This window comes from Natrialba asiatica DSM 12278 (assembly GCF_000337555.1).
Classification (GTDB): domain Archaea; phylum Halobacteriota; class Halobacteria; order Halobacteriales; family Natrialbaceae; genus Natrialba; species Natrialba asiatica.
Genome location: NZ_AOIO01000020.1, coordinates 50,990 through 75,069, shown reverse-complemented (window position 1 = coordinate 75,069; position 24,080 = coordinate 50,990). Strand labels below are relative to the sequence as shown.

The window sequence follows — 24,080 nt, the reverse complement described above, 5'->3', positions numbered from 1 at the left end:
CAGAGATGTGTATAAGAGACAGGGGCGCGGACCCGTAATACTGTGTGACTTCGCTCGGGTCGACTGTGCGTCGAGGTCACAACCGTCCAGCGTTTTGAACACGCTTTTAAGGGGGGCAACGCTACTGACGTAGTACACCCTACGCGGGGTTGATGATGCTCCTAGCCTTACAGGACCTCCGCCGGGCATCGCCCGGCCTGGGGTCTGGTTTCCGGAGCCGGAGTCGATGCCGAAACTCAAAATCGAACCCGGGACCGGAGTTCGAACCGGATCCTCGAGGGCAGGGGAGCGCGAGCCCACGCGTAGGAGAGGTGAACAACCAATGTCAGTCTACGTCACAACCGACATCCCAGCCGACCTCGCAGATGACGCCCTCGAGGCGCTCGAGGTCGCACGAGACACGGGCCGAGTAAAGAAAGGAACCAACGAAACCACCAAGGCGATCGAGCGCGGCAACGCCGATCTCGTCTACGTCGCCGAGGACGTCTCCCCCGAAGAAATCGTCATGCATCTCCCTGAACTCGCAGACGAGAAGGGTATTCCTGTCGTCTTCATCGAGACGCAGGACGACGTCGGCCACGCTGCCGGTCTCGAGGTCGGCTCGGCCGCTGCAGCGATCGTCGACACGGGCGAGGCCGAAGGCGACGTCGAAGATATCGCCGACAAGGTCGAGGACCTCGACTGAGGTGATCAGAGATGAGTGCTGAAGAGGAAGAAAGCGGCTCCACGCCCGCCGAGGTCATCGAGATCGTCGGCAAGACCGGCATGCACGGTGAAGCCATGCAGGTCAAGTGCCGGATCAAGGAGGGCGAGAACCAGGGACGCATCATTACCCGTAACTGTCTCGGGCCGGTCCGCGAAGGGGACGTGCTCCAACTTCGCGAGACCGCCCGCGAGGCGGACTCCATCGGAGGACAGTAACCAATGGTCGAGAAACGAACCTGCGACTACACAGGCGAAGAAATCGAACCCGGCACGGGCATCATGTACGTCAAGACCGACGGCACCGTGCTCCACTTCGTCGACTCGAAGGCAGAGAAGAACTACAAACTCGGTCGCGAACCGCGCGATCTCGAGTGGACCGAGGAAGGTCGTGCCGGCAAGGGCCCGGCCGACGCCGGCGAGGAAGCCGACCAGGACGAGGTCGTCGAAGCCAGCGAAGACGAAGACCTCGAAACCGAGTCCGAAGTTGCCGAAGATGACGAAGCGGACGTTCCCGCCGGGGACGAAACCGTTGACGAGACCGAAGCTGACGAAGCCGAGGAGAGTGAGGCCTGATGGGCGACCATGAGCGCACTTTCGTGATGGTCAAGCCCGACGCCTTCGCGCGCGGACTCGTGGGCGAGGTCATCTCTCGACTCGAGGACCGCGGGCTGAAGCTCGTCGGTATCAAGGTCGAAAACATGCCTCGCGGCCGGGCGGAAGAACACTACAGCGAACACGAAGACAAACCGTTCTACGACGACCTCGTCGACTTTATTACCGGCGGTCCGGTCGTCCCGATGGTCTGGGAAGGCCAGGACGCAACCCGACAGGTCCGCCAGATGATCGGCGAGACCGACCCGCTCGAAGCCGCACCCGGAACGATTCGTGGCGATTACGCACTCGACCTCGGCCGCAACGTCGTTCACGCGGCCGACCACGAGGACGAGGGCGCAAACGAACGCGAGATTTCGATCCACTTCGACGACGCCGAACTGATCGACTACGATCAGCACGACGCCACGTGGCTCTACGAATAGCGACGACGACCCGTTCGAGTTCAGACGCAGTTTCAGAACTCGGCTGATTTTCGTCGGAACGCGGGTCCTTCGTCGATCAGGAACTGTCAACACGGACGATCGTCGCTATCGGATCCGGGTCGTGAGTTTAGCGGTCACCTGCGGGGGAAAGAGCGGTTCTACTCGGAGCGTTCGCGCAGGAATTTAGTCCAATGTATGGTACAGGTAGACGTAACATCTAATGTGCCGGCTGCAGTATAGGCTCGTGGTGGTTTCGAATGGTAATATACGGTAGGTGGTCTATGGATGCGTGAAACGGAGCGGGAGTCGACACAACGAGCGGTCGAAGCGACGCCGTCGCTCGATCGTGTATTCGACCTGCTGTCAAACCGGCGGCGGCGATACGCGCTGTACACGCTGTACGAGCAGTCCGACGGCGTCGCGACGATCGACGAGCTCACGGATCGAGTTTGTACGTTCGACCGACAGTTCACACCGTCAGAGACGACAACCGCCGGCGACTTCCAACGGGCCGTTCGAACGGAACTGCTACACGTTCACCTCCCGAAGTTAGCGGATGCAGGTGTTCTTGAACAGGATCAGCGCACCGAGACGGTTCGCTACTGGTCCCAACCCACATTGGAGGAGTGGCTCGAACACGCGTATCACAAAGAACAGCGATCGTAGTTGAGGGCGGCTTCGCCTAGAAGATTCAGCGTCCGCATCGAACCGCTGAACGTTCCTGAAAGTTTTAACACGATACTCGGTGTCAACGCAACTGGACTCGGACGCAATAGTATGCGGACGAGAACTGTGCGCTATGATACCCCTCATTCCGGTACGCGTTCCGGAAATGAACTGCTATCATACACAGGTGTTATCCATGACTAATCACGAGCTTCCCCCACTACCGTACGATTACGATGCACTGGAACCGTCGATTTCCGAGCAGGTCCTCACCTGGCACCACGACACGCACCACCAGGGCTACGTCAACGGCCTGAACTCGGCGGAAGAAGAACTCGAACAGAACCGCGAGAACGGTGATTTCGAATCGACGCCCGCGGCGATGGAGAACGTGACCCACAACGGCTGTGGGCATTATCTCCACACGATGTTCTGGGAGAACATGTCCCCGAATGGCGGTGGTGAACCGGAGGGAGACCTCGCCACCCGTATCGAAGCGGACTTTGGGTCCTACGAAGCCTGGAAGGGCGAGTTCGAAGCTGCCGCGGGTGCTGCCGGTGGCTGGGCGCTACTGGTATACGATCCAGTTGCAAAGCAACTGCGAAACCTGAAGGTCGATCGCCATGACCTCCATGCGCTCTGGGGTTCCCACCCGATCCTTGCACTGGACGTCTGGGAGCACTCCTACTACTACGATTACGGTCCGGACCGCGGCAGTTTCATCGACGCATTCTTCGACGTCATCAACTGGGAGTCGGTCGAAGACGAGTATCAGACGTGTCTTGACCATTTCGAGTAGTCGCTGAAGCGCCCAACCACGGCGGCTCCCGATTTCTTTCGAAGGCACCGTGACAAGCGGTCGTCTCGCTGTCGCGGTGTCGTGTCACAGCTCGCTCAGTTATCTAGTCCTGGCAACCGTGAGAACGGAAGCTGGACGTACTAGTGGCCGTAACCATCGCCGCCGAGCGGGGCGAGGCCCTGCTCGCTGAACTCGCGGACAACCCTACGGCGTCCGCGAGTTCAGCGATGCGTATTACCTCGACGAGCGGGAGCCGCTCGAGTCGCGGTTCGAACTCGAACGCGAGCAGCTGACGTACCACGGCCACTATCACCGGAAGGCTCGGAACACGGATCGCCACGCGGGCGGCGTCTCGACGGTTGATTCGTTCCGAACCGGGCGACTCGCGACCCGACCGCGGCCGGCGATCGGAGCAGCGGCACCGCACGGGCCGACCGAGAGCGAACGATTTAGGCGTCCGAGCGCGGTACTGACGAGTATCATGCCCGTTTCGAAATCCGAGTTCGACAGTCTCCCCCCGTGTGACTTCTACACCCCAGCGGAACTGCTCGAGGCGGACCAGATGTACACCGTCTACGAAATTGCCCGCATGCTTCAGGGGCTCGAACCCGACGCCGAGATCGAGCAGGAGACCGAAGCCATCCTGCTCGACTGGGCCATCCCGTGGATCATGACCAACGCGGCCGAACTCGTGGTCGCCGAGCCACGCAGCGACGACGAACCCGGCTACTACGGGCTGAAAACGGACGAGTAGATGATTCTCCTCGTCGTCGGGACCGACCGGGTCGACGCCGGCAAGACCACGTTCTCGGTCGGCCTGCTCGAACGAACCGGTGCCCGCGGCTACAAACCGCGCGCCGGCAACGACTTCTGGTTCGACCACGACGATTGCCGGCGCGCACTCGCCGAGGGTCGACTCTACGGCAAGGACGCGTATCGACTCGCAAGGGCGGAGGAACGCGGTCGCACGCCCGAGCGGCTCAATCCCGTCCATCGCCTCTGGCGACCGACGCCCGGCGGCGGAACCGGGCTCCTCGGTCAGCGCGACCGCGAGTTCATCGTCGACCGTCTCGGGCGGGGCGACGACGCGACGTTCGTGCGCAACGCAACCGCCGACGTTCCGCCGGCGGTCGCCGAGGCGCTGCCGCTCGCGGATGCGATTCCCGTCGAGAGCGTCGACGCGTTCAACGATCTCGCCGAACGGCGCTACGTCCCGGCGTTCGCCGAACTCGCGGACGAACTCGAGGCTGCGGAGGTCGCCGTCGTCGAGTCCTACAGCGATATCGCCCAGCCGTTGCAGTCACTCGATCCGGCGGCGGTCGCCGCGGTTGCGGCCGTCGAACCGGGTCGCGCGCGGATCTACCCGGGCGATCGGTACTGCCGCGCCTGCGAAATCGCGAGTTCGAGTCCAAAAGACGGCGCGCTCGAAAAGCGGGTGCCGGACGTCCTCGAGTATCTCGACCCGATCGACCGGGTGCAACTCCCGCCGCTCGGGAGCGACGACCGGCGTGATCCCGCTCGGATCGAGGCGGCGTATGCGGAAGCCTACGACGCGTTGCTCGCTGCGGCGCGGCGCGCGGGAACGGCGTAGTAAGCGGCTGCACCGTCCCGTTCGCTCACCCGTTGGTGTCGGCGAAGCGAACGATGCGCTTAAAACCACGCAGTGGAACAACCAGGTAATGAAACGCCGACCGTTCGTTACGGCACTCGGTGGGGGACTCGCGGCCGGACTCGCGGGCTGTCTCACGCGAGACGACAACGAGGAGGCAAACGGGGACGCGACGACCGACCCCGAACCCGACAACCCGGATCTCGAGGGCACGCTCGAGGTCGTCACCTACGAGTCGATGCTCGACGGCGAAACCCCCGCGGGACCGTGGCTCAAAGACGAGTTCGAAGCGACCTATCCCGACGCCGAACTCGAGTGGACGCTCCTGCCGGACCAGGGGATCAACCACTACATCTCGCGGGCGTCCCAGGGTGGGGCGATCGATCCCGACGTGTATCTCGGTCTGAACATCGACGACCTGGTGACCGTCGACGACAACCTGGACGACGGCGGCCTCTTTCGCGAGCTCAATCTCGACCGGATCGAGCGGTCGGATCGCATCCGCGACGGACTCGACATGGGCGATCCGCACGGTCGCGTCCTCGCGTACGACACCGGCTACATCAGTCTCGTCTACGACGAAACCGTCGTCGACGAACCCGAGACGTTCGCGGACCTCCTCGACCCGGCCTACGAGGATGCGCTGATCGCCCAGAACGCACAGACCTCCGACCCCGGCCGGGCGTTCCTGCTGTGGACGATCGACGCCTTCGGCGAGGACGGCTACCTCGAGTACTGGGATGACCTCGCGGACAACGGCGTTCGCGTGCTCGACGACTGGACCGAGTCCTACTACGGGGCGTACATGAACGAGGAGCGCCCGATGATCGTCTCGTACTCGACCGATCAGGTGTTCGCGTCGGCGGAGGGGAACGACCTCAGTCGACACCAGACCGCCTTCCCGAACGACCAGGGGTACGCGAATCCCGAAGGGATGGCGATCTTCGAGGGCGCGGACGAAGTCGACCTCGCCTACGAGTTCGTCGACTTCGCGCTCTCGAATGCGGCACAGGCGAAAATTGCCGAGCGAAACGTCCAGTTCCCCGCGGTTGCGGACGAGCACGTCGATCTGGACGACGAGTTCGATCAGTACGCCCACGAACCGCCGGAGGCGGTGACGATCGGCTACGAAGACCTTCGTGGCAACCTCGACGGGTGGGTCGACGACTGGGCGCGCGACTTCGCGAGTCAGTAGGTGGTTCGCGTGGGGTTTCGGGAACTGTTGGATCGATCGTCACGGGAGTCGGCGAACTCGGCGGAGTCTACGGAGTCGGCGGAGTCAGCAGAGTTGGTGGAGTCTGCGGCTTCAGCGAGTTCACCCGAGCGCTCGACCGACGGTCACCTCACGACGGGGGGATCATCCGACACCGACACCAGCAGTTCCCGGTTTCGCATCTGGCTCGAAGGGCATGCGCTCGCGCTGACTGCGCTCTGTACGGCGGCGGTCCTTGTCGTGATGCTGTACGTTCCGACGGGGATCGTCTTCGTGAACGCCGTCCTCGAGAACGGACGGCCGACGCTCGCTCACATCGCCGGGGTTCTCACGGACCCGTTCTACGTCGGCGCGCTGGCCGACGTGTTCGCGGACCTGCTTACGATCGGCGCGCACCTGCGATCGCTTGCGGGCTGGATCTCCGCGATTTCGGTGTCGCTGACGGTCGCGTTCAGCGTTCCGATTCCGGTTGTAGACGGTACAGTCCCGATCCCCTGGTTCGCGCTTTCGGTGCCACCCGTGCGGCAGGGACTGTTCGGATTCACGGCCGTCCAGGCGGCGCTTTCAACGGTCGCGAGCGTCGCGATCGGTCTTCCCGCGGCGTACGTCCTCGCGAACTACGAGTTCTACGGGCGGCGGACGCTGCGCTCGCTGACGATTCTGCCATTCGTCCTGCCGGGGATCATGGTCGCGGTCGGCTTCTACGCGATGTTCGGCCGGACTGGCACGCTGAACTCGGTGCTCGGCGCGGTGGGAATCGGTCCGTTCGCGTTCATCGAGACCAGTCCGCTCGCGGTCGTGATCCTGGCGCACGCGTTCTACAACGCGCCGCTGGTCGCTCGGGTTACCGTCGCCGCCTGGGAGTCCGTCGACGTGCGGGCCGTCGAAACCGCCCGCAGTCTCGGGGCGAGTAAGCGCCGCGCGTTCCGCGACGTCGTCGTCCCGCAGCTCGCGCCGGCCGTCCTCACGGGCGCGCTCCTGACGTTCATCTTCACGTTCATGACGTTCCCCATCGTGCTCGCACTCGGCGGGTTGCAACTGGCGACCGTCGAGGTCTGGATCTACGACCGGATTCAGAACCTCGATTACGCCGACGCCGCGACGCTCGCCGTCCTGGAGACGATGCTTTCGCTCGGGCTTACCTACGCGTACCTCCGGTACGAATCGGCCCGGTCGGGACTCTCGCAGGCGGCGTCCGCACCGCCGACCGAGCCCTTATTTCCCGATCTGCAAACGGCACTGTCGCCGCGCCGGCTCGCGATCGCCGGCTACGGCCTCCTCGCGCTCGTCCTCTTCGTCGGCCCGATCGCGAGTCTGGTCGTCGGGAGCGTGACCGACGGCGGCGGGTTCACCCTTCGCAACTACGCGTTCCTGCTGGAGCGCCAACTCGGCGGCGAGCAGTACCAGGCGTTACCCTGGCCCGCGATCCGGAACTCGCTTTTGTTCGGTCTCGCGACGCTCGCCGTCGCGGTGCCGATGGGCGTCGTGATCTCGGTACTGACCGTCCGCGCGGGCCGAAGCGGCACGCTCGTGGACACGCTCGCGATGCTTCCCCTCGCCGTCAGCGGCGTGGTGTTCGGCATCGGCCTCCTGCAGGGGCTCGTCTTCGGCCTCCCGCTGCCCGGCGGCTGGCGACTCCAGGTGACGGGACCGATCGCGATCGTCGTCGCCCACGCCGTCGCTGCTTACCCGTTCGTCACCCGAAACGTCTCGCCGTTGCTCGCGAACCTGAACTCGGCGATGGTCGAATCCGCCCGCGCGCTCGGCGCATCGCGATTCCGGGCGCTCCTCGATATCGAACTCCCGCTCGTCGCGAGCGGTATCGTCGCGGGCGCGGCGTTCGCTTTCGCCATCTCGATCGGCGAGTTTTCTTCGACGGTGATTTTGGCGGCCGGAAACGGCAGTTACACCATGCCCGTCGCCGTCGAACGCTATCTCGGCCGGCGCTCCGGTCCGGCGATCGCGATGGGGACGCTCCTGTTAGCCGTGACGGCGGCGAGTTTCGTCGTCATCGACCGCGTCGGCGGGAGGTACGAACTGTGACGACGCTTCGGCTGTCCGGCGTCTCGAAGCGATACGGCGGGAGCGGCGGGAGCGCCGACACCGCTGCCGATGCGGGTGCGGGGGCGGAGGCGGGGACCGTTGCACTGCAGGACGTCGACCTGACCGTGAACGACGGCGAGTTCTTCACGCTCGTCGGGCCGTCGGGCTGTGGCAAAACGACGACGCTTCGGGCCATCGCGGGCTTCGAGGAACCGACCGCCGGCAGCGTCACCTTCGACGGGGAGTCGGTGGCCGGCGTGCCGCCGGAGCGGCGAAACGTCGGCGTCGTCTTCCAGAGTTACGCCCTCTTTCCGCACATGACCGTCGCCGAGAACGTCGGCTACGGACTGCGATTCCGGACCCCGCCGGCGGGGACGACGGTCGACGAACGCGTCACCGACCTGCTCGAACTCGTCGATCTCTCGGGGTACGGCGACCGCTCCCCCGAGCAACTGTCGGGCGGTCAGCGCCAGCGGGTCGCACTCGCTCGCGCACTCGCGCCCGCACCCGACCTGCTCCTGCTCGACGAACCCATGAGCGCGCTCGACGCCAGACTTCGGGAGACCCTGCGCCGACAACTCGCGCGGATTCAGACCGAACTCGACATTACGACGGTCTACGTCACCCACGACCAGGCCGAAGCGCTCGCGATCTCGGATCGACTCGCAGTCATGCGAAACGGCCGCGTCGAGCAGATCGGGCGGCCACAGCGTCTCTATCGCGAACCCGCAACGCGGTTCGTCGCCGAGTTCGTCGGCGATAACAACGTCTTCGACGGCGCGGTCGTCGACCGCACCGGAACCGGAGACGAAGGGGAAGGGCGAGCATCGGTCGCCGTTACAGACGGAACACGCGGGACGGCCGCCACGTTCGAACTCGCGGACGTTCCCGCGAACGCGACGCGCCTGGGCTTTTGCGTTCGACCGGGTGCACTATCCCGGACTGCCTCGCAGAACCGCTTTCGAGTATCCGTGGAGACGACCGAGTTCCTCGGCGAAAGCGTGCGCGTCCACGGACGGTGGAACGAGATACCGATCGTATTACGGCTCCCAGCGGTTCCCGAAACCGGCACCGACATCACGGTCGGGTTCGATCCCGGCGATGCGCACCTTTTCGAGGCCGACTGAGGACGAGTTCGGCCGCCACCGCACTCACACCTGTCGTGCCATCCGTCCCGCGAGTTCGACGTGTTCGAACGGATCGGTCGTCACGCTCGGACCGTGGCCGGCGTGTAACGCTTCGAACTCCCCGTCGATCCACTCGCGCACGCGGTCGATACTTTCGATCAGCGCCTCGCGATCCCCTTCCTCGAGATCCGTCCGTCCGAAACTCCCGTTCTGGAAGATCAGATCGCCCGCAAAGAGGATGCCCGGGTCTGCAGCGTAGAAACAGAGGTGGTCATCCTTGTGACCGGGCGTATGAAGCGCGGTGAACTCGTGATCGCCGAGTTCGACGGTTCCTTCGTCCGCGATGGCGTGGTCCACACCGTCGATGGTCGTATCGTACCCCCAGGTATCGACATCGAAGGTGCTCGTAACGGTGTCGAGATTTCCGACGTGGTCGGGGTGAGTATGCGTGAGGACGACCGCATCGAGTCCGTCGACTCGGGAGCGGACCATCTCCGCGACGTCGAAGTTCGCCCCGGCATCGATCAGTACCGTTCGATCACCGGTGACGAGAAAGACGTTGCTCGTAAACGCCTGCACATCCCGTGCGAGATTGACGACCATGTGCGGGATACACCACCGAGCGGTTTGTGCGTATCGACAGGGACCGCCGCCGCGAGTTCTGCTTGCACGGTGATACGAACTCGTACTGTACGGTCCAGTATTCACAAGCATTTTTAGCTCCGGCACGTAGTGGCGGACGAATGAATCGGCCGGTTTCCGTCGGATTCGTCGTTATCATCGTTCTCTCGGTTATCAGTGTCAGCGGCGGCCTCGCGATGACTGGACTCCCGGCCGGACCTGTCGGAACCGGTACCGCTTCGGACACGACAGCCACCCCGCAGTTCGGGGGCTCCGACTACCAGAGTCAGAGTCAAAGTCAGAGTCAGATCCAAAATCAGAACCAAAACCAGAACCAGATCACCGGTTCGACAGCGACAACCGCCCAATCTCAGCAGTATCAGTTTGACTCCCGGAACTTCGATGACACGACGTTCGAGGTTACGGTCCACGAAAACGGCAGCGCAACCTGGACGTTTCGCTACGAACAAGAACTCGAAGAGAGTTCGGACGCCGAGAACGGGACCGGAAACGAAAACGAGAGCGGGACCGCTACCCGCGAAAACTTCGAAACGTTCGCTGACGAGTTCGAATCCGAAGAAACCGAGTTCTACCAGCGGTTCGTCAATCTATCGAACTCGTTAGTCCGAACGGGCACCACCGTCACCGACCGGGAAATGGACGCCTCGAATTTCGAGCGGCGGGCGTTCGTTCGTGATCAGCTCAATCCGATGGGTGTCGTTGAGCTCTCGTTTACCTGGCACGGGTTCGCTGCAGCCGATGACGGCACGCTCGTTGTCGGTGACGTCTTCCAGGGGATGAACATCATGGAGGACCAATCGCTCGTTATCCGCTCAGACGATGGGCTGACCGTCCAGGAGGCCGAGCCCGAACCCGAGTACGTCGTCAACGGCTCGCCATCGACGGGGACGTCCGTTCGCTGGAGCGGGGAACGAGAGTTCTATCCCGGCCAGCCGCGTGTCGTCTTCGACCAGGAGGGGTCCGGCGGCGGGGCTGGTACTTCGAACACCGGCTTTCTCGAGAGCGTTTTCGAGGACGGCACGGACTCGCTTGCCACCCCGCTGGTCGTTCTCGTGCTCGCACTCGTTCTCACGCTCGCCGTTGGCTTCGGGCTCGGCCTTGCCAGCGTCCGATATCGGTCTCGAGGTGATAGGCTGGCCGGTGTGATCCCCTTCATCGGGCGCGATAACGCCACCAACTCACCGTCTACAGTGGACTCGGAGTCGGAGTCACAATCACGGTCACACGCCAACACAGCGACCCGATCCGAGTCGCCTGCGGCCGGCGAGCAGAACTCGGAGAGACGATCAGCGGGTAGTGTGGGTGCCACGGAACCCGAGACAGAGGCGGACCCGAACGCCGCGCCGATGGCGCTCTCGGAGGAGGAACTGCTCACCGACGAGGATCGCGTCGTCAAACTCATCCAGGAGAACGGTGGTCGCATGAAGCAGGTCAACATCGTCGACGAGACGGGATGGTCAAAATCCAAGGTGAGTATGCTCCTTTCCGAGATGGAAGACGACGGAACGATAAGCAAACTGCGTGTGGGGCGAGAGAACATTATCAGCCTCGATGGCTTCGAACCGGAGGCGACGAAGTCGCCGTTCGAGGAGTGAGCTATCGGCGTGGGACTGTGAGACAGTCCTAATCCGAAACGGAATGCTTAAACATCGTACTGCGCTACGTCAGGATGCACTCGCGACGAACCGCGACGTGCTCCGATAGTGTAGTCCGGCCAATCATATTGCCCTCTCGAGGCAATGACCGGGGTTCGAATCCCCGTCGGAGCATCCCGACGCATTTTCTTGGTTTCCGTTACCAGCAGGGTAGTACGGTCCGACAACCATACATCGGTCGCGTAACTGCGGAATCGCTTTCCGTTATGCCGTTCTGTGACAGCGTATGACAGCGCTTGCCGACCGCGAGTGGCGGCTCATTACGGACGAGATCCGCGACGGCCAGACCCAGATGGCTCTCGAGGAGATCGCCGCCCAGACGGCGATCGAAGACGGCGTTCGAACGGTGCGCGTTTACTCGTGGGAACCCAGCACGCTCTCGCTGGGATACCGACAGGACGCAGACACAGTCGACTGGGAGTTCTGCGAACGCAACGGAATCGACGTAACTCGTCGACAGACCGGTGGCGGCGGCATCTATCACGACCGGCACGCCGATATTTCCTATACGATCGTCGCACCGGCCGACGAGGTTCCGGGGGACCTGATGGACTGCTACGCGCTGTTTTGCGAGCCGATTCTCGACGCCTTCGAGCGAATGGGCGTCGACGCCGATTTCGCCGGCACCGAGCAGTCGTCGATTTACGAACCGTCGTGCTACCTGCGGGATATCAATCCGGCACACGACATCGTCGCCCCAGCGAGCGCCGCCACACGGGCGCGAAAGATCAGCGGCAACGCCCAGTACCGCCAGCGCGACGTCGTCATCCAGCACGGGTCGCTGAGCTACGACCGCGAGCCCGCCCGGCACGTCGGTGCGTTCGATACCGAACTCGAGACGGAGACGTTTACCGACCGGGTGACGAGTATCCGCCAAGAGGGCGGTATCGATCGCGAGGAGGCGGTCGAGACGCTTTCCGCAGCGCTCGGTGACTGGTGTGACGCCGCAAACGGAGGGTGGCGCGACGACGAACTCGAGGACGCTCGCGAACTCGCAGCACGGAAGTACGGAACCGACCCCTGGGTTCGAAATCGGGAGGTTCCGGACGTGCCCGAGCGCTGAGTCCGCCGACGAGTCGAACGATACAGACCGCTTTCCAGACGGTTGCCTACAGAGTTCGTCCGTGATCGTCGGACCCGCGGGACGTGCTCCGATACTCAACCGGACTCCGGTCGCCCCGTCCGCCACTCGAGGCGCAACTCGAAAATCTTCGATCGGTGACTGCCGAGTAATGACGCCGTCCGCACTGGTCCGGTATACATATCACGGACCGGTACTGACGAGAATCCATGACCATGAAGGTCGGCGCACACGTTTCGATCTCCGGTTCGCGCGTCTCCTCCGACGACGAAACACCGCCGTACGACGACGTTCGCAACGCCGTCCACCGACAACTTGCCTTCGGCGGGAACTGCGGCCAGATCTTTACAACCTCGCCGCAGGTCTGGCAACGGCCGGAAATTAGCGACGAGGCTGCCGACGGATTTCGGGCGGAAAGCGACGACCAACTCGAGGGGCCGTGGGTCATTCACTCGGCCTACCTCGTCAATCTCTGTACCCCCAAGGACGACCTCCGCCGGAAATCGAAAGAGAGCATGCAGGCTGAACTCGACGCCGCTGCCCGGTTGGGCATTCCGTACGTCAACGTCCACCTCGGTGCCCACACGGGGGCCGGCGTCGAAGGCGGTCTGGACAACGCCGCAAGTCTCATCGACGAACTCGACGTTCCCGACGGTGTACAGATTCTCATCGAATCCGACGCCGGCAGCGGGACCAAACTCGGCGGCGAGTTCGCTCATCTCGCGGGCATCATCGACCGGACCGAGACGGACATCGGCATCTGCATCGATACCGCCCACACGCTCGTCGCGGGGAACGACCTCACGACGCCCGACGCCGTCGACGAAACGGTCTCCCGGTTCGACGACGAGGTCGGCCTCGAGTACCTGCAGTACATCCACCTGAACGACTCGAAACACGACGTTGGCACGCACAAGGACGAACACGCCCTCATCGGAGAGGGCTATATCGGCGAAGACGGGATGCGGGCGATCGTTAACCACCCCGACCTTCGCGACCTGCCCTTCGCGCTCGAAACACCGACGGAGGACGGCCGCGGCTTCGCCTGGAACATCCAGAAAGTAAAAGAACTGCGCGACGACTGATACTGCCGGACAAAACTATTCACACGTCGATCGGACTCGAACGGTCGTCGCCACAAGCGACGATCCGTGAGACGCGATCGAGTGCTCACTGACTTTTGTCCGACAGTATGGGCCACGTTTCCGGCCCTGTCGCCGAAATCGACCTGCTTTTACCCCCGAGCGACCTATCGGGGTTCGTGCGCGAGTTCTCCGAAGACTACCTGCGTCGGACCCGTGCCGGCATGTGGGACGATTCCCGGGCGGCGCTTTCCCCGCTCGAACTCGACTCGCGCGAGCGAATCCTCGACGTCGGCTGTGGAACGGGGGAGTTGAGCCGCGTTCTCGCGGCGGAGTCGCCTGGCGAGGTGATCGGCTGCGACGCCGATCCCGAACTGCTGCGGGCTGCCGGCGAGTTCGTTCCGACGGTCGCCGGGGACGCCCATCGATTGCCGTTCCCCGACGACGCCTTCGATCTCGTCGTCTGTCAGGCGCTGTTGATCAACCTGCCGGACCCTGCGGCTGCGCTCGATGAGTTCGCACGCGTCTCGACGGACCTCGTCGCGGCCGTCGAACCGAACAACGAGGCCGTCGAGATCGAATCGAGCGTCCGTGCCGAGGGCGCACTGGAGCGACGCGCCAGGGACGCTTACCTCGACGGGATCGACACTGACGTTGCGCTCGGTGCTGACGCCCGCGAGGTCTTCGACGACGCGACACTCGATGTTCTCGAGACGCGCCGATACGACCACGTTCGGACGATCGAACCTCCCTATAGCGACGGTGCAGTGCGCGCCGCGCGTCGGAAGGCGACTGGAGCGGGGTTAGCCGATGACCGGGAAACGATGCTCGATGGACCGTTGACGGCGGCGGAATACGACGAATTGCGAAGCGAATGGCGGTCGATGGGGCGGGACGTGATCGATCAGATGGAAGATCGAGAGTATCGCCGAGCGGAAGCCGTCCCGTTCTTCGTGACGGTTGGACGGCTTTCCGACGGTGCCGGCACCCGAACCCACGATCAGGGCTGAGACCGCGACCGCGATTCCCGACCGTCACCGGGGCAGCAGCGTCCGAAGCCCACCGCCGACCACGCCGCCAAGCACGCCGTCGGCAACGGTCAAGAGCGAGAAGAGGAGTGCAAGCAGGACGATACTCGGGAACCCGAGCCCCGAAACCATCGGACTCACGGGGCCGATCGAACCGAACACCAGCAGTGGCGGCTCGTTGTACAATCCAAGGACGGTGCCGAGCGTTCCCGTAACCGTTCCTGCAGCAATGCCAACGAGCGAACTCGCGAGGATCGCGTGGATGAGTCCCGATACGATCCGTCCGGTGGCGTATGCGGCGACGAATCCGGCAACGACGCCGCCGCCAAGACGGCCGAGCAACGGAACCAACAGCGCGGTGAGGTCGACGAGAACGCCGACGATGACGGCCGCGAGAAGGATTTTCGTGTCGAGTTCCATGCGGATCGCCGGAGCCGTGGCAGTGGACGAGTTGTCCTCACTCATAGTCGGTGTTTCCTACGCATCGTCGGTGGTCGTCATCGCTCCCGTAGTACGCCGATTCGCGGTCGATTCGGCGCTCACGCTCTGGGTTACGGGGCGAGGAGTCCGGTTGTTTCCCGGAGGAACTCGGTACTGTTGGTGGCTGTTTCCTCGAGATGGTCGCCCGTCTCGTTGCTCGTCTCTTCGAGGTGCTCGCCGGTGTCCGCGACCGTTTCGTCGATGTGATCTCCGGTTTCGGTTACCGTCTCTTCGACGTGGTCCCCGGTTTCTTCGAGGGATTCTGCGAGTTGTTCGTCCGTTTCGTTCGGGTTCTCGGCGATCGTCTGCGTTACGTCCGCAGTGGTGTTCTCGGTGTGGTCGAGCGTTCCCTCGACTGTTCCTTCGGTGTGATCGAGTGTGTCTTCGGTCGTCTCTTCGGTATGGTTGAGGGAGCTCTCGACCGTTTCCTCGGTGTGGTTGAGCGTGTTCTCTGCCGTCTCTTCGGTGTGGTTGAGCGTTTCGTTGACGGGGTCGGTGACCGGATCAGTTACGGTGTCGTTTTGCTCGTCGCTTTCGTTTTCGTTCCCGTTCTCGCCTTCGTCATTGTCGTTCCCGTCTTCATCCTCGTCCTCGCCTTCGTCTTCGCCAGTGTCGTTCCCGTTCCCGTCGTCTGACCCGGTTTCCTCGTCATCGGTCGGTTTATCGTCCTCGTCGTTCAGTTCGTCTTCCTCGTCCGAGTTGTCGTTATCGTCCTCGGAATCAGTCCGGTTGTCAGTCTCTCGGTCGTTGTCATCGGGTCGGGATTCGTCACTGTCGTCGTTGCCCTCGTTCGACTGGTTCGAGTCATTCGAATCGGTCGAGTCGTTCGCGGAATTGGTGTCGCTGGTACCGTTCGAGGAGTCGTCCTGCTCGAGGTGACCGAGATCGAGTTCGCCGAATCCGTCGGCTCCGGGCGTCTCGTCGTCCGGCCCGACTTCGATCGAGTAGCCGTCTACTGACAGCCCCGATGTCGTTATCGACGTAGCGGTGATTGTCAGGTTCGTTTCCTCGGTGGGGAGACAGTCGCCGGCTGCGGAGAGGTTGTCCAACGCCTCGCTCTGGTGCTCGGTACGGAGCAGCATCGTTGCATCCGGTCGGGTCTGCTCGAGTTCGACGCGTCTGTTCTCGCCGAGGTAGACGGTGGTGTTGTCGTAACTTCCGTTCCGAACGAGGAGTTCGTTGGTGCCGGAGGTGAGTTGCTGGGCGCAAACGGTTGCGTCCTCGATCGATCCCAGTTCCACCGTGACGGTGCCGTCGTTCGTCTCCTGGGCGGCCACGGGAAGGGTACCGATTCCCGAGATGACGCTGGCGAGGACGACGAGTGCGACGACGAGGAGGGACTTCGTTCGAGTCATATCATGTCAGCTCACGTCTCAGTGTTCTCTCGCGGTGATTGCCCCGCGGTTTCGGTGCCCGGTGACGCGTTTTGCGCCGCGGCGATGGCGCTCACTCATCGGTCGTTTCCGCGTTCTGTGGCCCAGTCTCGGTCGTCGCAGTTTCGAGACGGTGCCGAAGCCGCCGGCGAACTGGCCCGACGACGCGCTGGAGCCGGTTGCGAACGCCCGCGACAGCGTTGTCGACGGGACTCGGCTCAGTGACGCGGTCGGGGACGCGATCCTCGTCGGGTTTCCACGCGAGACAGAGGTTACCGCCGAGGATGCCGAATAGGAGCCCGAACACTAACCCGCCGAGTGAACCCACCAGCGAGAGAATCGACAGGGCGATGCCAACGACGCCGATCACGTCGGAGTGGGCCGGTTTGTACAGCGCGAAGACGCCCGTCAGGAACACTAACACGCCGAACGCGACGCCGATGGCGAGAAAGCCGGTCAACTCGCCGCCGACGAAGAGAAGGTCCGGCAGGATTTGCATCGGGACCCAGGTGATGATGATCCCGGCCAGACACAACAGGAGACCGCCCAGGAACGGTCGCCGGAGTCGCCAGGCGGTGAACCGATCCCAGCGACTTCTGATTCGGTCTGTTGTACTCGTTGCGTCGTCGTAGCTAGATTTGGTTGCCATGGATGATCACGTCCCCTCGTCCGTGTACTCGACGTTGACATCGAGACCGGGCAGGCTGATCTCGTTCGACGCGAGATACACCATCTCGATTTCAACATCTTCTTGCACCATTCCGGGGGAATCCCCGCTTACGTCGGTTAGAAGCCCCTCTTCGGGTTCGGCGTTCTCTCCGGCCGCCTGCTGGAACTGCTGGTTCGGATCGTCGCTGTACTGGTCGTTGATCACCTGGCCGTTGAACGTCGCCTCCTCCGCGCTCAGCCCGGTCAACTTGATGTACTGTTCGTCCGCTTCGACGGTTTCGTCCGTGGTAAAGGAGATCTCGATCGTTCCATCGATCCCGGGCAGGTTATCGACGGGCTGTTCTTTCGTCAGCACCAGACCGTCGATCTCGACGCCTCGCTGTTCGACGACGACGACGGGCGTCGCCTGGGCCTCGCTACTCTCCCCGACGCCGGGATAGAGGAGGAATTCGTCGGATCTGATCTCGTCGGCTTCGACGGTAAAGCCGCCGGCGGCCAGCGGTGCGGCGTAGGCCGTCCCTGACGACAGCACGATCAGGCCGACGAGCGCGACCACGAGAATCGACGCACTTGTTCCCGTCAGCAGCCGTTTCGTATTGTACATGTTAAGCGCCTCTTTCGGTGCTGTTCGATTCCCCCTCGCCACTGAGCGGGGACCGTCCCGCGCCGTCGGTTACAGTTCGCCCGAGTTGCCGGTGGGTGTTGGATGTCACAGGCACACACCCAACATGGTTTGTAATCATTTTTCCTCCTCGTATACGGCGTCATTTATATCGCGGCTGTACGAGAACGCGGCGACGGTTGTTTCGATATCACGGCCATGAGTGGATTTTCTCGAGGTTTTGACTATTGATCGGAAATCGAGAGAGTCAGTGCCGGACGCCTATAAAGACACGCGGAAACGCGGGAGAAGTACTATCGGCTACACCAGTGCGTGTCGGGGTATGCAACCGAAATCGTTCAGTACTACTGATATAGTCGAGTTCTACAACGAGACCGCGTGGGAGTACCGGTTTTTCTGGAGCGAGGTCAACCTGCACTACGGCTTCTACGACGACGCACACACGAGCCATCGGGAAGCCATGACGAACTCGAACAGCGTCTACGCCGACAAACTCGACGCCGACGAGACGGATACGATACTGGACATCGGGACCGGGCGCGGCGGGCTGCCGATCCACATCGCGGCCGAACGCGACGCCGACGTTCACGGCATCGATATCGACCCGTCTCACATCCGCGACGCCCGAGCGAACGCTCGCGAACGCGACGTGGCGGAATCGACCGCGTTCGGCGTCGGTACCTATCACGAAATTCCGTACCCCGACGACACGTTCGACGCAGTCTCCGGTATCGAAACGGTCTGTCACTCCGCGCAAAAGGACCGAGTACTCGAGGAAATTCGCCGCGTCCTCGTGCCGGGCGGCCGCGTGCTACTCTCCGACGGCTACATGAGTCGAACGGCGCTGACGGCACCGGAGAAAGAGACGGTCCGAACGGTACTCGACGGCTGGGCCGTTCCCGAACTCGCACACGTCGGCGAGTTCAGAACTGCCCTCGAAGCGGCCGGCTTTACGAACGTGACGTTCGACGACCACTACGACCGGATTATGCCGTCGTCCCGCCGTCAACGGTGGCTCTCGCGCGCCGTCACGCCGCTTCTCAGGGCTGCCTCCGCGCTGGGCGTGAAAAGTGATTCGTCGGTCAAACAGGGGGTGACGCTCTATCACCAGTACGACGTTCTCGACCGGGGACTCGCAGTGCACGGTGACTTTACTGCGGAGTTACCGGCGTGATGGGGTGTTTCGCCGATGTGCAACCGTCGAGTTCGAGGTGAAGACCGCCGGCCGATGAGCGGTGTTCGTCTGGCCACCGTTTCCGCGTTCGGTTTCTCTTCGAAACCCTGGACGTCACACACTCTGTCAAACGATACCAAGAAGTATGCTCACAGTGAGGTGACTCTCACGAGATGAGATACGCAAAGTGCATCGTTATCCCGGACGACGAGGGGTTACACCCCGTCGACCAGCAAATTGCAGATCATCCCGATATCGCGCGTGAACTCCTCCACAACGTCAATCTCCTCGCCGACGATACGATCGTCACGCTCTATCAACTGTCCGGTGATGCAGCGGCGCTCGAGTCGATTCTGACGGATTCGAAGATGGTTCGCATGTACCACCTTTCGAAGGCAGATGACGCAATTCACGCCTACATCCACGTCGGAGCCCACGACAGGCTCGTGGGGCTCTTGAGCATGTTCCGCGAGTTCGAGTTCATCTTCGATACGCCCCTCGAGTACACGCGACGTGGGGGATTGCGCGTGACGATGATCGGCGACGTAGGGAGCTTTCAGCAGGCGATTCCGGACGTTCCCGACGGGATTCGGATCAAACTCCTCAAGACGGGGACTTACGAGCCGAACACGGATCGGTTGTTCTCACAGCTCACGGATCGGCAACAGGAAATCCTCGAGACTGCCGTCGATATGGGATACTACAACGTTCCGCGGGAGGTGACACACGCGGATATCGGAGATGAACTCGGGTGTACGGGCGGTACGGTCGGCGGTCACCTGCGAAAAATCGAGGCGAAACTCCTTTCGCAGATCGTTCCCTGAGGTCGAGACTGTAACTGAGGCTGAGATAGTGACTGAGACCGAGACTGTGGCTGTGGCTGAAACTGGGCTGAGTCTGAGACTGGGCTAAGGCTGTGACCGGGAGAACACCGTTTGGGTGGAACACCGCCCGGATCGTCAGAAACTAAAGAGATCGACGCCGCCGGTGACGCCGACGACCTGTCCGGTGACGTAATCGGCCTGCTCCGAGCAGAGGTACGCGATCAGATTCGCGACGTCTTCCTCCCGACCGAGTCGCCGCATCGGGGTCGCCTCGGCGATCCGGGCGAAGTGCTCGTCGACCTGTTCGAGCTGGTCGAGCGGGAGGTCCGCGAGCGCGCCGACGACGATGCTCGGTGCGACGACGTTGCTCGTAATACCGTGCTGTGCGCCCTCTAAGGCGAGCGTCTTGCCGAAGCCGATCAGCGCCGATTTCGTCGCCGCGTACGACGCCTGTCCGAAGCCGCCGTGCCAGCCGGCGACCGAGGACACGGTGACGATGCGGCCCCATCCGCGCTCTTTCATTCCCGGATAGACGGCGCGGGTGACGTTGTAGGTTCCCGTCAGGTTGACCGCCACGTCGCGGTCCCAGATCTCGTCGTCGAAGTCCTCGACCTTGTCGCGAGCGTCGACCAGCCCCGCGTTGTTGATCAGCACGTCGATCCCGCCGGCGTCCTCGTCGACCGCCGAAATCGTCTCCGCTACCTCGTCGCGATCGGTCAGGTCGCACTCGAGCGTGCGCGCCGTCCCGCCGGCGTCTTCGATGTCGTCGACGACGGTCCGTGCCGCGTCGGTATCGATGTCCAGCGCGATCACCTCGGCCCCTTCCGCGGCGAGTATCTCGCAGTCGACGCTGCCGATGCGCCCGCCTGCTCCCGTCACGAGAGCGGTCTTCTCGTCCAGTCCGAAATCCATACGGTGAGCACCACCGGCGACGACGAAGGGCGTTTTTCGACGGATCGCAGGCGATTTATATCGGCGTGGAGGCCGCCGGTACCGAGCAGTCGCCCGGCCACGGATCCTCGCACGACTGTCCGGCCGCGGCCGTGTCCCGCTTCGGTCTTCAACGACCGCGTATCCCAGCGAGTACGCTTTAGCAACGCAGGCGTGATAGCGTGACCGAATGTCCCGAGACGCGACACCCTGGACGGCGGCGTACGAACGGTTCGGCATCCCCGAGTCACTCGAGCCCTATCCCGACGAGCCGGTTCATCAGTTCCTGTACGACGCCGCAGACGACCATCCGGCGCAGGGGATCGTCCAGTTGGGCCAGCGATTCCCCTACCCCGACATCCGCGATGACGTCGACCGACTGGCGACGGCGCTGCGCCAGCGCGGCATCGAGAAGGGCCACAGAGTCGCAACGATCCTCCCGACATCCGTCCAGTTCGTCGTCGCCACCCACGCCATCTCGCGGGCCGGCGGCGTCCACATCCCGAACGACTTCCTCGACGCCGAGGACGACCTCGTCTACCGACTCGAGCAAGGCGACCCCGACGTACTGATCGGCCACGACGAACACATCGATCTCATCCGGTCGCTCCAAACTGAACTCGAACTCGAGCACGTGCTCCTGACGTCGCTCGAGGACTACTCGGCGGACCCGCCGGACGAGGGCGAGCGAGAGGCGATCGACGGAGCCGAACGGCTCCGCCCGGTCATCGACGCGACGGAGCCGGACCCGCCCACCGTCGAGTTCAGCGTCGAAACGGACGGACACACGCTGTTGTTCACGGGCGGGACGACCGGCTTACCCAAGGGGTGTCTGCTGACCCATCGGAATCTCGTCGCGAACGCGCTCCAGGGCGTCGCCGTGCAGTCCCAGTTGGCGACGGCGATGCGCGGCAGCGAGGCGGCCGTGATGGCGCTGCCGATGTATCACGCCTACGGCTACTCGATCACGAACAGCCTGCTCGAACTCGGACTCGATATGCTGGTCGTTCCCGACGCCAGGGATACGGTGCAGATGCGCGAACTGGTCGAGCGCCACGAACCGCTGCTCATGCTCGGCGTGCCGACCCAGTTCATGGAACTGGTCGACGAGGAGGTCGCATCCTCGGTCGTCGGCATCTCCGGCTCCGCTCCCCTCGCGGTCGAGACGAAGTCCCAGTTCGAACGCGAGGCCGGCGGCGTGTCCCAGGGCTACGGCCTCTCGGAGATGTCCCCGATCACCCACTTCGACGTTCACGGACTCTACGAACTCCTCGCCGGCGGTGAGAGCGAGGACGGGTTGGACCATCCGACCATCGGAATTCCGGTTCCCGACACGAGCGTCAAACTCCGCGATATCGACTCCGGCGAGGCGATTCCGATCGACCGCGCCGTCGATGACGAACTCGAGGGTGAACTCCTCGTGAAGGGCCCACAGCGGATGACGGGATATCTCGACGAGGGGAAAGACCCGTTCGACGAGGAGGGGTACGTCGCCACGGGCGACATCGCGAAAGTCGACTCCAGCGGTCGGTTCTACGTCGTCGACCGCATCAAGAACATGATCAACGTCTCGGGATTGAAGGTCTACTCCGAGGAAGTCGACGAGATCCTGTACGGTCTCGAGGGCGTCGAACGACCGGCCACGGTCGGCGTCCCCGATCCGGAGCGGCCGGGCAGCGAGCGCGTCCGCATCTTCATCGAACCGGAACCGGATGCGGACGTAACCGAACAGGACGTTCGCGACCATCTCGAGGGCACGGTGCCACGACAGGCCCTCCCGTCGACGGTAACGTTCGTCGAGTCGATCCCGCTCACCGACATTGGAAAGACGGACAAGCAGGCGCTCCGAGAGGACGCAACGACCGAGGCGGACGGCTGATACTGGTGCACTCTCTGTGAAGAGCAATCACGCTTCTGTGGCCGTCTCCGAGGGTGGCGGGACGAATCGTGACCGACTTCCACCGAGTGCTGTTCGACAGCCTGACTCGTTTGGCCGTGGCTGATACCGGTCCGCGCCTGCACTCGAGTTCGGTGATCGGTTCGTCGCAGCAGCTATCTCGGTCGTCGTAATGTATATCAATAAGATTGAATATATTCGAACTAATTCTATAATTGACAAAATTACAGGTCGGCGAACCGTTTACCTGAGGCAAAAGGATCATATTCAGAAATGTGGTTGCCCGGGGTATGGGCGAACGCATCTATAGCATCGATTCGATGCGGATAATTGCGATGCTGTTCGTTGTCGCTATTCATACAGATCCATTCAGGAATATTACTATATATGGTAATTTGATAAATTTCGCAATCGACAGCTCGGCGAGGTTCGCAGTCCCGTTTTTCTTCGTAACGTCGGGATACTTCTTCGCCCGGAAAACGGCCTACCGTGACCCGGTCGGATACTTTGCCAAACGAGCGACAACCATCGCCTCGATTTACACGTTCGGGCTGTTGCTTTCTGCGCCGGTTTTTCTCGCGGGGACCGCCGCGCGCGCCGGGTTCGACAATCGGGCTGTCACGGCCAGCGTCGTCGGCAAGCTGGTCGAGTTCACGTCGCCGGTGGCGTTGTTCTACTACGGGAATTCCGTGTCGGAAATCCTGTGGTTTCTTCCGGCGCTCCTGGTTTCGCTCGGGTTGATCTGTCTGTTCGTGCTCACGGACAAGACATCGTACCTGCTGCCGATCTCGGTCGCGTTCCACGTCGTCGGACTGCTCGGGGCGAGCTATACGATGTTCGTAGACGTCCCGTTCGAGATCAGGGATGCGTTGTTCTTCGGGTTCTTTTATACGAGTCTCGGGTACGTCATCGCCTCGCAGGACTGGCAGCCAGCCCCCGAGCGAAGCACGCGCTATCTCGGCGCGACCGTCCTCTTCAGCGCACTCCACGTCGGCGAACGATACGTACTGGGGTACGTCGTGGGAGACGAGACGTTCGCACACGGCGTCTACACCGCCAGTTACTCGGTCCTTACCGTGCTGGTCACGCTCTCGCTGTTCGCGTTTCTCCTCTCGCGGCCGTCCCTCGGACGGTCGACCTCGTTACCGTCGTGGGGGAAGTACGCCGTCGGCGTCTACGTCGTCCACCCGGCGGTGTTATTCGCGCTGGAAACGGTCGGCGAACTGCTCGTCGCAAACGGGTACGAGATCGAATCGTCGCTGTGGTGGCATCTCGCGTTGACGCCGGCGACGTTCTTCGGGGCCCTGTTCGTCTATCTCCTCGCGTACAAACACGGGGTCGTCGAGGTCGGCGGGAGCCACCTGCCGAGACCGAATTGGATTCGAAAGTACGACCTCCGATGAGCGCCGCCCGCCGAAATTCGC

The 24,080-nt window shown here is 62.7% G+C and carries 26 protein-coding genes and 1 tRNA gene; 21 read left to right on the top strand and 6 right to left on the bottom strand.

The features are described from left to right. The first annotated feature begins 322 nt into the window (after positions 1–322). The 12 genes from rpl7ae to C481_RS06455 all read left to right on the top strand — a co-directional run bounded on the left by rpl7ae (position 323) and on the right by C481_RS06455 (position 9,199). On the top strand, positions 323–685 hold the full coding sequence (gene rpl7ae / locus C481_RS06505) for a 50S ribosomal protein L7Ae (RefSeq protein WP_006108361.1): 363 nt from the start codon (positions 323–325) through the stop codon (positions 683–685). A gap of 11 nt (positions 686–696) precedes the next feature. After that, entirely contained in the window at positions 697–921 is a 225-nt protein-coding gene (locus tag C481_RS06500; protein WP_006064297.1) for a 30S ribosomal protein S28e, read from the top strand. A 3-nt stretch (positions 922–924) separates the two neighbouring features. Next, the gene (locus tag C481_RS06495) at positions 925–1,278 is read left to right on the top strand and encodes a 50S ribosomal protein L24e (protein WP_006108360.1); all 354 of its coding nucleotides are present in this window, start codon (positions 925–927) and stop codon (positions 1,276–1,278) included. Further along, positions 1,278–1,742 (top strand): nucleoside-diphosphate kinase, encoded by a 465-nt coding sequence (gene ndk / locus C481_RS06490; RefSeq protein WP_006108359.1) that lies wholly within the window; start codon positions 1,278–1,280, stop codon positions 1,740–1,742. The genes C481_RS06495 and ndk overlap by 1 nt, the downstream gene beginning before the upstream one ends. Positions 1,743–2,027: 285 nt before the next feature. Next, positions 2,028–2,408, top strand: coding sequence for a DUF7344 domain-containing protein (locus C481_RS06485; protein WP_006108358.1), 381 nt, complete (start codon positions 2,028–2,030; stop codon positions 2,406–2,408). Between the two features lie 196 nt (positions 2,409–2,604). Continuing rightward, positions 2,605–3,207 carry a superoxide dismutase gene (gene sod / locus C481_RS06480; protein WP_006108357.1) on the top strand — a complete coding sequence of 201 codons (603 nt, stop codon included), beginning with the start codon at positions 2,605–2,607 and terminating at the stop codon, positions 3,205–3,207. Between the two features lie 143 nt (positions 3,208–3,350). Next, positions 3,351–3,500 (top strand): hypothetical protein, encoded by a 150-nt coding sequence (locus tag C481_RS21900; RefSeq protein WP_161605624.1) that lies wholly within the window; start codon positions 3,351–3,353, stop codon positions 3,498–3,500. A gap of 188 nt (positions 3,501–3,688) precedes the next feature. Continuing rightward, on the top strand, positions 3,689–3,961 hold the full coding sequence (locus tag C481_RS06475) for a DUF5827 family protein (protein WP_006108356.1): 273 nt from the start codon (positions 3,689–3,691) through the stop codon (positions 3,959–3,961). Beyond that, complete coding sequence (locus C481_RS06470) at positions 3,962–4,798, top strand: hypothetical protein (RefSeq protein ID WP_006108355.1); 837 nt, start codon at positions 3,962–3,964, stop codon at positions 4,796–4,798. A gap of 88 nt (positions 4,799–4,886) precedes the next feature. Beyond that, positions 4,887–6,011, top strand: a complete 1,125-nt coding sequence (locus tag C481_RS06465; protein WP_006108354.1) for a thiamine ABC transporter substrate-binding protein — start codon at positions 4,887–4,889, stop codon at positions 6,009–6,011. After that, positions 6,012–8,072 carry an ABC transporter permease gene (locus C481_RS06460; RefSeq protein WP_006108353.1) on the top strand — a complete coding sequence of 687 codons (2,061 nt, stop codon included), beginning with the start codon at positions 6,012–6,014 and terminating at the stop codon, positions 8,070–8,072. Beyond that, on the top strand, positions 8,069–9,199 hold the full coding sequence (locus C481_RS06455) for an ABC transporter ATP-binding protein (protein WP_006108352.1): 1,131 nt from the start codon (positions 8,069–8,071) through the stop codon (positions 9,197–9,199). Before C481_RS06460 ends, C481_RS06455 begins: the two co-directional genes overlap by 4 nt. 24 nt (positions 9,200–9,223) lie before the next feature. On the opposite strand, the gene C481_RS06450 is transcribed toward C481_RS06455, so the two are convergent. Continuing rightward, on the bottom strand, positions 9,224–9,802 hold the full coding sequence (locus C481_RS06450) for an MBL fold metallo-hydrolase (protein ID WP_006108351.1): 579 nt from the start codon (positions 9,800–9,802) through the stop codon (positions 9,224–9,226). Positions 9,803–9,942: 140 nt separating this feature from the next. Here C481_RS06450 and C481_RS06445 point away from each other — a divergent pair, with 140 nt between their 5' ends. The 5 genes from C481_RS06445 to C481_RS06425 all read left to right on the top strand — a co-directional run bounded on the left by C481_RS06445 (position 9,943) and on the right by C481_RS06425 (position 14,669). After that, positions 9,943–11,436 (top strand): helix-turn-helix transcriptional regulator, encoded by a 1,494-nt coding sequence (locus tag C481_RS06445; RefSeq protein WP_006108350.1) that lies wholly within the window; start codon positions 9,943–9,945, stop codon positions 11,434–11,436. Positions 11,437–11,535: 99 nt separating this feature from the next. After that, positions 11,536–11,610: transfer RNA gene (locus C481_RS06440), tRNA-Glu, on the top strand. 112 nt (positions 11,611–11,722) lie between these two features. Then, positions 11,723–12,559, top strand: a complete 837-nt coding sequence (locus tag C481_RS06435) for a lipoate--protein ligase family protein (protein WP_006108349.1) — start codon at positions 11,723–11,725, stop codon at positions 12,557–12,559. 233 nt (positions 12,560–12,792) lie between these two features. Next, a complete protein-coding gene (locus C481_RS06430; protein WP_006108348.1) occupies positions 12,793–13,662 on the top strand; it encodes a deoxyribonuclease IV in 870 nt (289 codons plus the stop codon). Between the two features lie 176 nt (positions 13,663–13,838). After that, complete coding sequence (locus C481_RS06425) at positions 13,839–14,669, top strand: class I SAM-dependent methyltransferase (RefSeq protein WP_049904474.1); 831 nt, start codon at positions 13,839–13,841, stop codon at positions 14,667–14,669. Positions 14,670–14,693: 24 nt separating this feature from the next. Here C481_RS06425 and C481_RS06420 read toward each other — a convergent pair whose 3' ends face one another. The 4 genes from C481_RS06420 to C481_RS06405 all read right to left on the bottom strand — a co-directional run bounded on the left by C481_RS06420 (position 14,694) and on the right by C481_RS06405 (position 17,813). Further along, the gene (locus C481_RS06420; RefSeq protein WP_006108346.1) at positions 14,694–15,152 is read right to left on the bottom strand and encodes a hypothetical protein; all 459 of its coding nucleotides are present in this window, start codon (positions 15,150–15,152) and stop codon (positions 14,694–14,696) included. Between the two features lie 86 nt (positions 15,153–15,238). Continuing rightward, a complete protein-coding gene (locus C481_RS06415) occupies positions 15,239–16,522 on the bottom strand; it encodes a hypothetical protein (RefSeq protein WP_006108345.1) in 1,284 nt (427 codons plus the stop codon). 91 nt (positions 16,523–16,613) lie between these two features. Next, a complete protein-coding gene (locus C481_RS06410; RefSeq protein WP_006108344.1) occupies positions 16,614–17,189 on the bottom strand; it encodes a DUF6114 domain-containing protein in 576 nt (191 codons plus the stop codon). 6 nt (positions 17,190–17,195) lie between these two features. Further along, positions 17,196–17,813 (bottom strand): DUF6230 family protein, encoded by a 618-nt coding sequence (locus C481_RS06405; RefSeq protein WP_006108343.1) that lies wholly within the window; start codon positions 17,811–17,813, stop codon positions 17,196–17,198. Positions 17,814–18,153: 340 nt separating this feature from the next. Here C481_RS06405 and C481_RS06400 point away from each other — a divergent pair, with 340 nt between their 5' ends. Both C481_RS06400 and C481_RS06395 read left to right on the top strand, forming a co-directional pair. Beyond that, positions 18,154–19,005 carry a methyltransferase domain-containing protein gene (locus tag C481_RS06400; protein WP_006108342.1) on the top strand — a complete coding sequence of 284 codons (852 nt, stop codon included), beginning with the start codon at positions 18,154–18,156 and terminating at the stop codon, positions 19,003–19,005. A 173-nt stretch (positions 19,006–19,178) separates the two neighbouring features. After that, positions 19,179–19,829, top strand: a complete 651-nt coding sequence (locus C481_RS06395) for a helix-turn-helix domain-containing protein (protein WP_006108341.1) — start codon at positions 19,179–19,181, stop codon at positions 19,827–19,829. 135 nt (positions 19,830–19,964) lie between these two features. Here C481_RS06395 and C481_RS06390 read toward each other — a convergent pair whose 3' ends face one another. Continuing rightward, positions 19,965–20,741: an SDR family NAD(P)-dependent oxidoreductase gene (locus tag C481_RS06390; RefSeq protein ID WP_006108340.1), complete on the bottom strand. Its 777-nt coding sequence runs from the start codon at positions 20,739–20,741 to the stop codon at positions 19,965–19,967. Between the two features lie 208 nt (positions 20,742–20,949). Here C481_RS06390 and C481_RS06385 point away from each other — a divergent pair, with 208 nt between their 5' ends. Both C481_RS06385 and C481_RS06380 read left to right on the top strand, forming a co-directional pair. After that, entirely contained in the window at positions 20,950–22,638 is a 1,689-nt protein-coding gene (locus C481_RS06385) for an AMP-binding protein (RefSeq protein ID WP_006108339.1), read from the top strand. A gap of 308 nt (positions 22,639–22,946) precedes the next feature. Beyond that, the gene (locus C481_RS06380; RefSeq protein WP_193787836.1) at positions 22,947–24,059 is read left to right on the top strand and encodes an acyltransferase; all 1,113 of its coding nucleotides are present in this window, start codon (positions 22,947–22,949) and stop codon (positions 24,057–24,059) included. Positions 24,060–24,080: the final 21 nt, after the last annotated feature.

Bases quoted from the DNA above. Each gene is read 5' to 3' on its own strand.
- sod (WP_006108357.1), top strand. From the start codon at position 2,605: ATGACTAATCACGAGCTTCCCCCACTACCGTACGATTACGATGCACTG.
- C481_RS06500 (WP_006064297.1), top strand. From the start codon at position 697: ATGAGTGCTGAAGAGGAAGAAAGCGGCTCCACGCCCGCCGAGGTCATC.
- ndk (WP_006108359.1), top strand. From the start codon at position 1,278: ATGGGCGACCATGAGCGCACTTTCGTGATGGTCAAGCCCGACGCCTTC.
- C481_RS06410 (WP_006108344.1), bottom strand. From the start codon at position 17,189: ATGGCAACCAAATCTAGCTACGACGACGCAACGAGTACAACAGACCGA.
- C481_RS06450 (WP_006108351.1), bottom strand. From the start codon at position 9,802: ATGGTCGTCAATCTCGCACGGGATGTGCAGGCGTTTACGAGCAACGTC.
- C481_RS06495 (WP_006108360.1), top strand. From the start codon at position 925: ATGGTCGAGAAACGAACCTGCGACTACACAGGCGAAGAAATCGAACCC.
- C481_RS06390 (WP_006108340.1), bottom strand. From the start codon at position 20,741: ATGGATTTCGGACTGGACGAGAAGACCGCTCTCGTGACGGGAGCAGGC.
- C481_RS06400 (WP_006108342.1), top strand. From the start codon at position 18,154: ATGCAACCGAAATCGTTCAGTACTACTGATATAGTCGAGTTCTACAAC.
- C481_RS06475 (WP_006108356.1), top strand. From the start codon at position 3,689: ATGCCCGTTTCGAAATCCGAGTTCGACAGTCTCCCCCCGTGTGACTTC.
- C481_RS06380 (WP_193787836.1), top strand. From the start codon at position 22,947: ATGGGCGAACGCATCTATAGCATCGATTCGATGCGGATAATTGCGATG.
- rpl7ae (WP_006108361.1), top strand. From the start codon at position 323: ATGTCAGTCTACGTCACAACCGACATCCCAGCCGACCTCGCAGATGAC.
- C481_RS06420 (WP_006108346.1), bottom strand. From the start codon at position 15,152: ATGAGTGAGGACAACTCGTCCACTGCCACGGCTCCGGCGATCCGCATG.
- C481_RS06470 (WP_006108355.1), top strand. From the start codon at position 3,962: ATGATTCTCCTCGTCGTCGGGACCGACCGGGTCGACGCCGGCAAGACC.
- C481_RS06485 (WP_006108358.1), top strand. From the start codon at position 2,028: ATGCGTGAAACGGAGCGGGAGTCGACACAACGAGCGGTCGAAGCGACG.
- C481_RS06435 (WP_006108349.1), top strand. From the start codon at position 11,723: ATGACAGCGCTTGCCGACCGCGAGTGGCGGCTCATTACGGACGAGATC.
- C481_RS06445 (WP_006108350.1), top strand. From the start codon at position 9,943: ATGAATCGGCCGGTTTCCGTCGGATTCGTCGTTATCATCGTTCTCTCG.
- C481_RS06405 (WP_006108343.1), bottom strand. From the start codon at position 17,813: ATGTACAATACGAAACGGCTGCTGACGGGAACAAGTGCGTCGATTCTC.
- C481_RS06465 (WP_006108354.1), top strand. From the start codon at position 4,887: ATGAAACGCCGACCGTTCGTTACGGCACTCGGTGGGGGACTCGCGGCC.
- C481_RS06395 (WP_006108341.1), top strand. From the start codon at position 19,179: ATGAGATACGCAAAGTGCATCGTTATCCCGGACGACGAGGGGTTACAC.
- C481_RS06415 (WP_006108345.1), bottom strand. From the start codon at position 16,522: ATGACTCGAACGAAGTCCCTCCTCGTCGTCGCACTCGTCGTCCTCGCC.
- C481_RS06430 (WP_006108348.1), top strand. From the start codon at position 12,793: ATGAAGGTCGGCGCACACGTTTCGATCTCCGGTTCGCGCGTCTCCTCC.
- C481_RS06385 (WP_006108339.1), top strand. From the start codon at position 20,950: ATGTCCCGAGACGCGACACCCTGGACGGCGGCGTACGAACGGTTCGGC.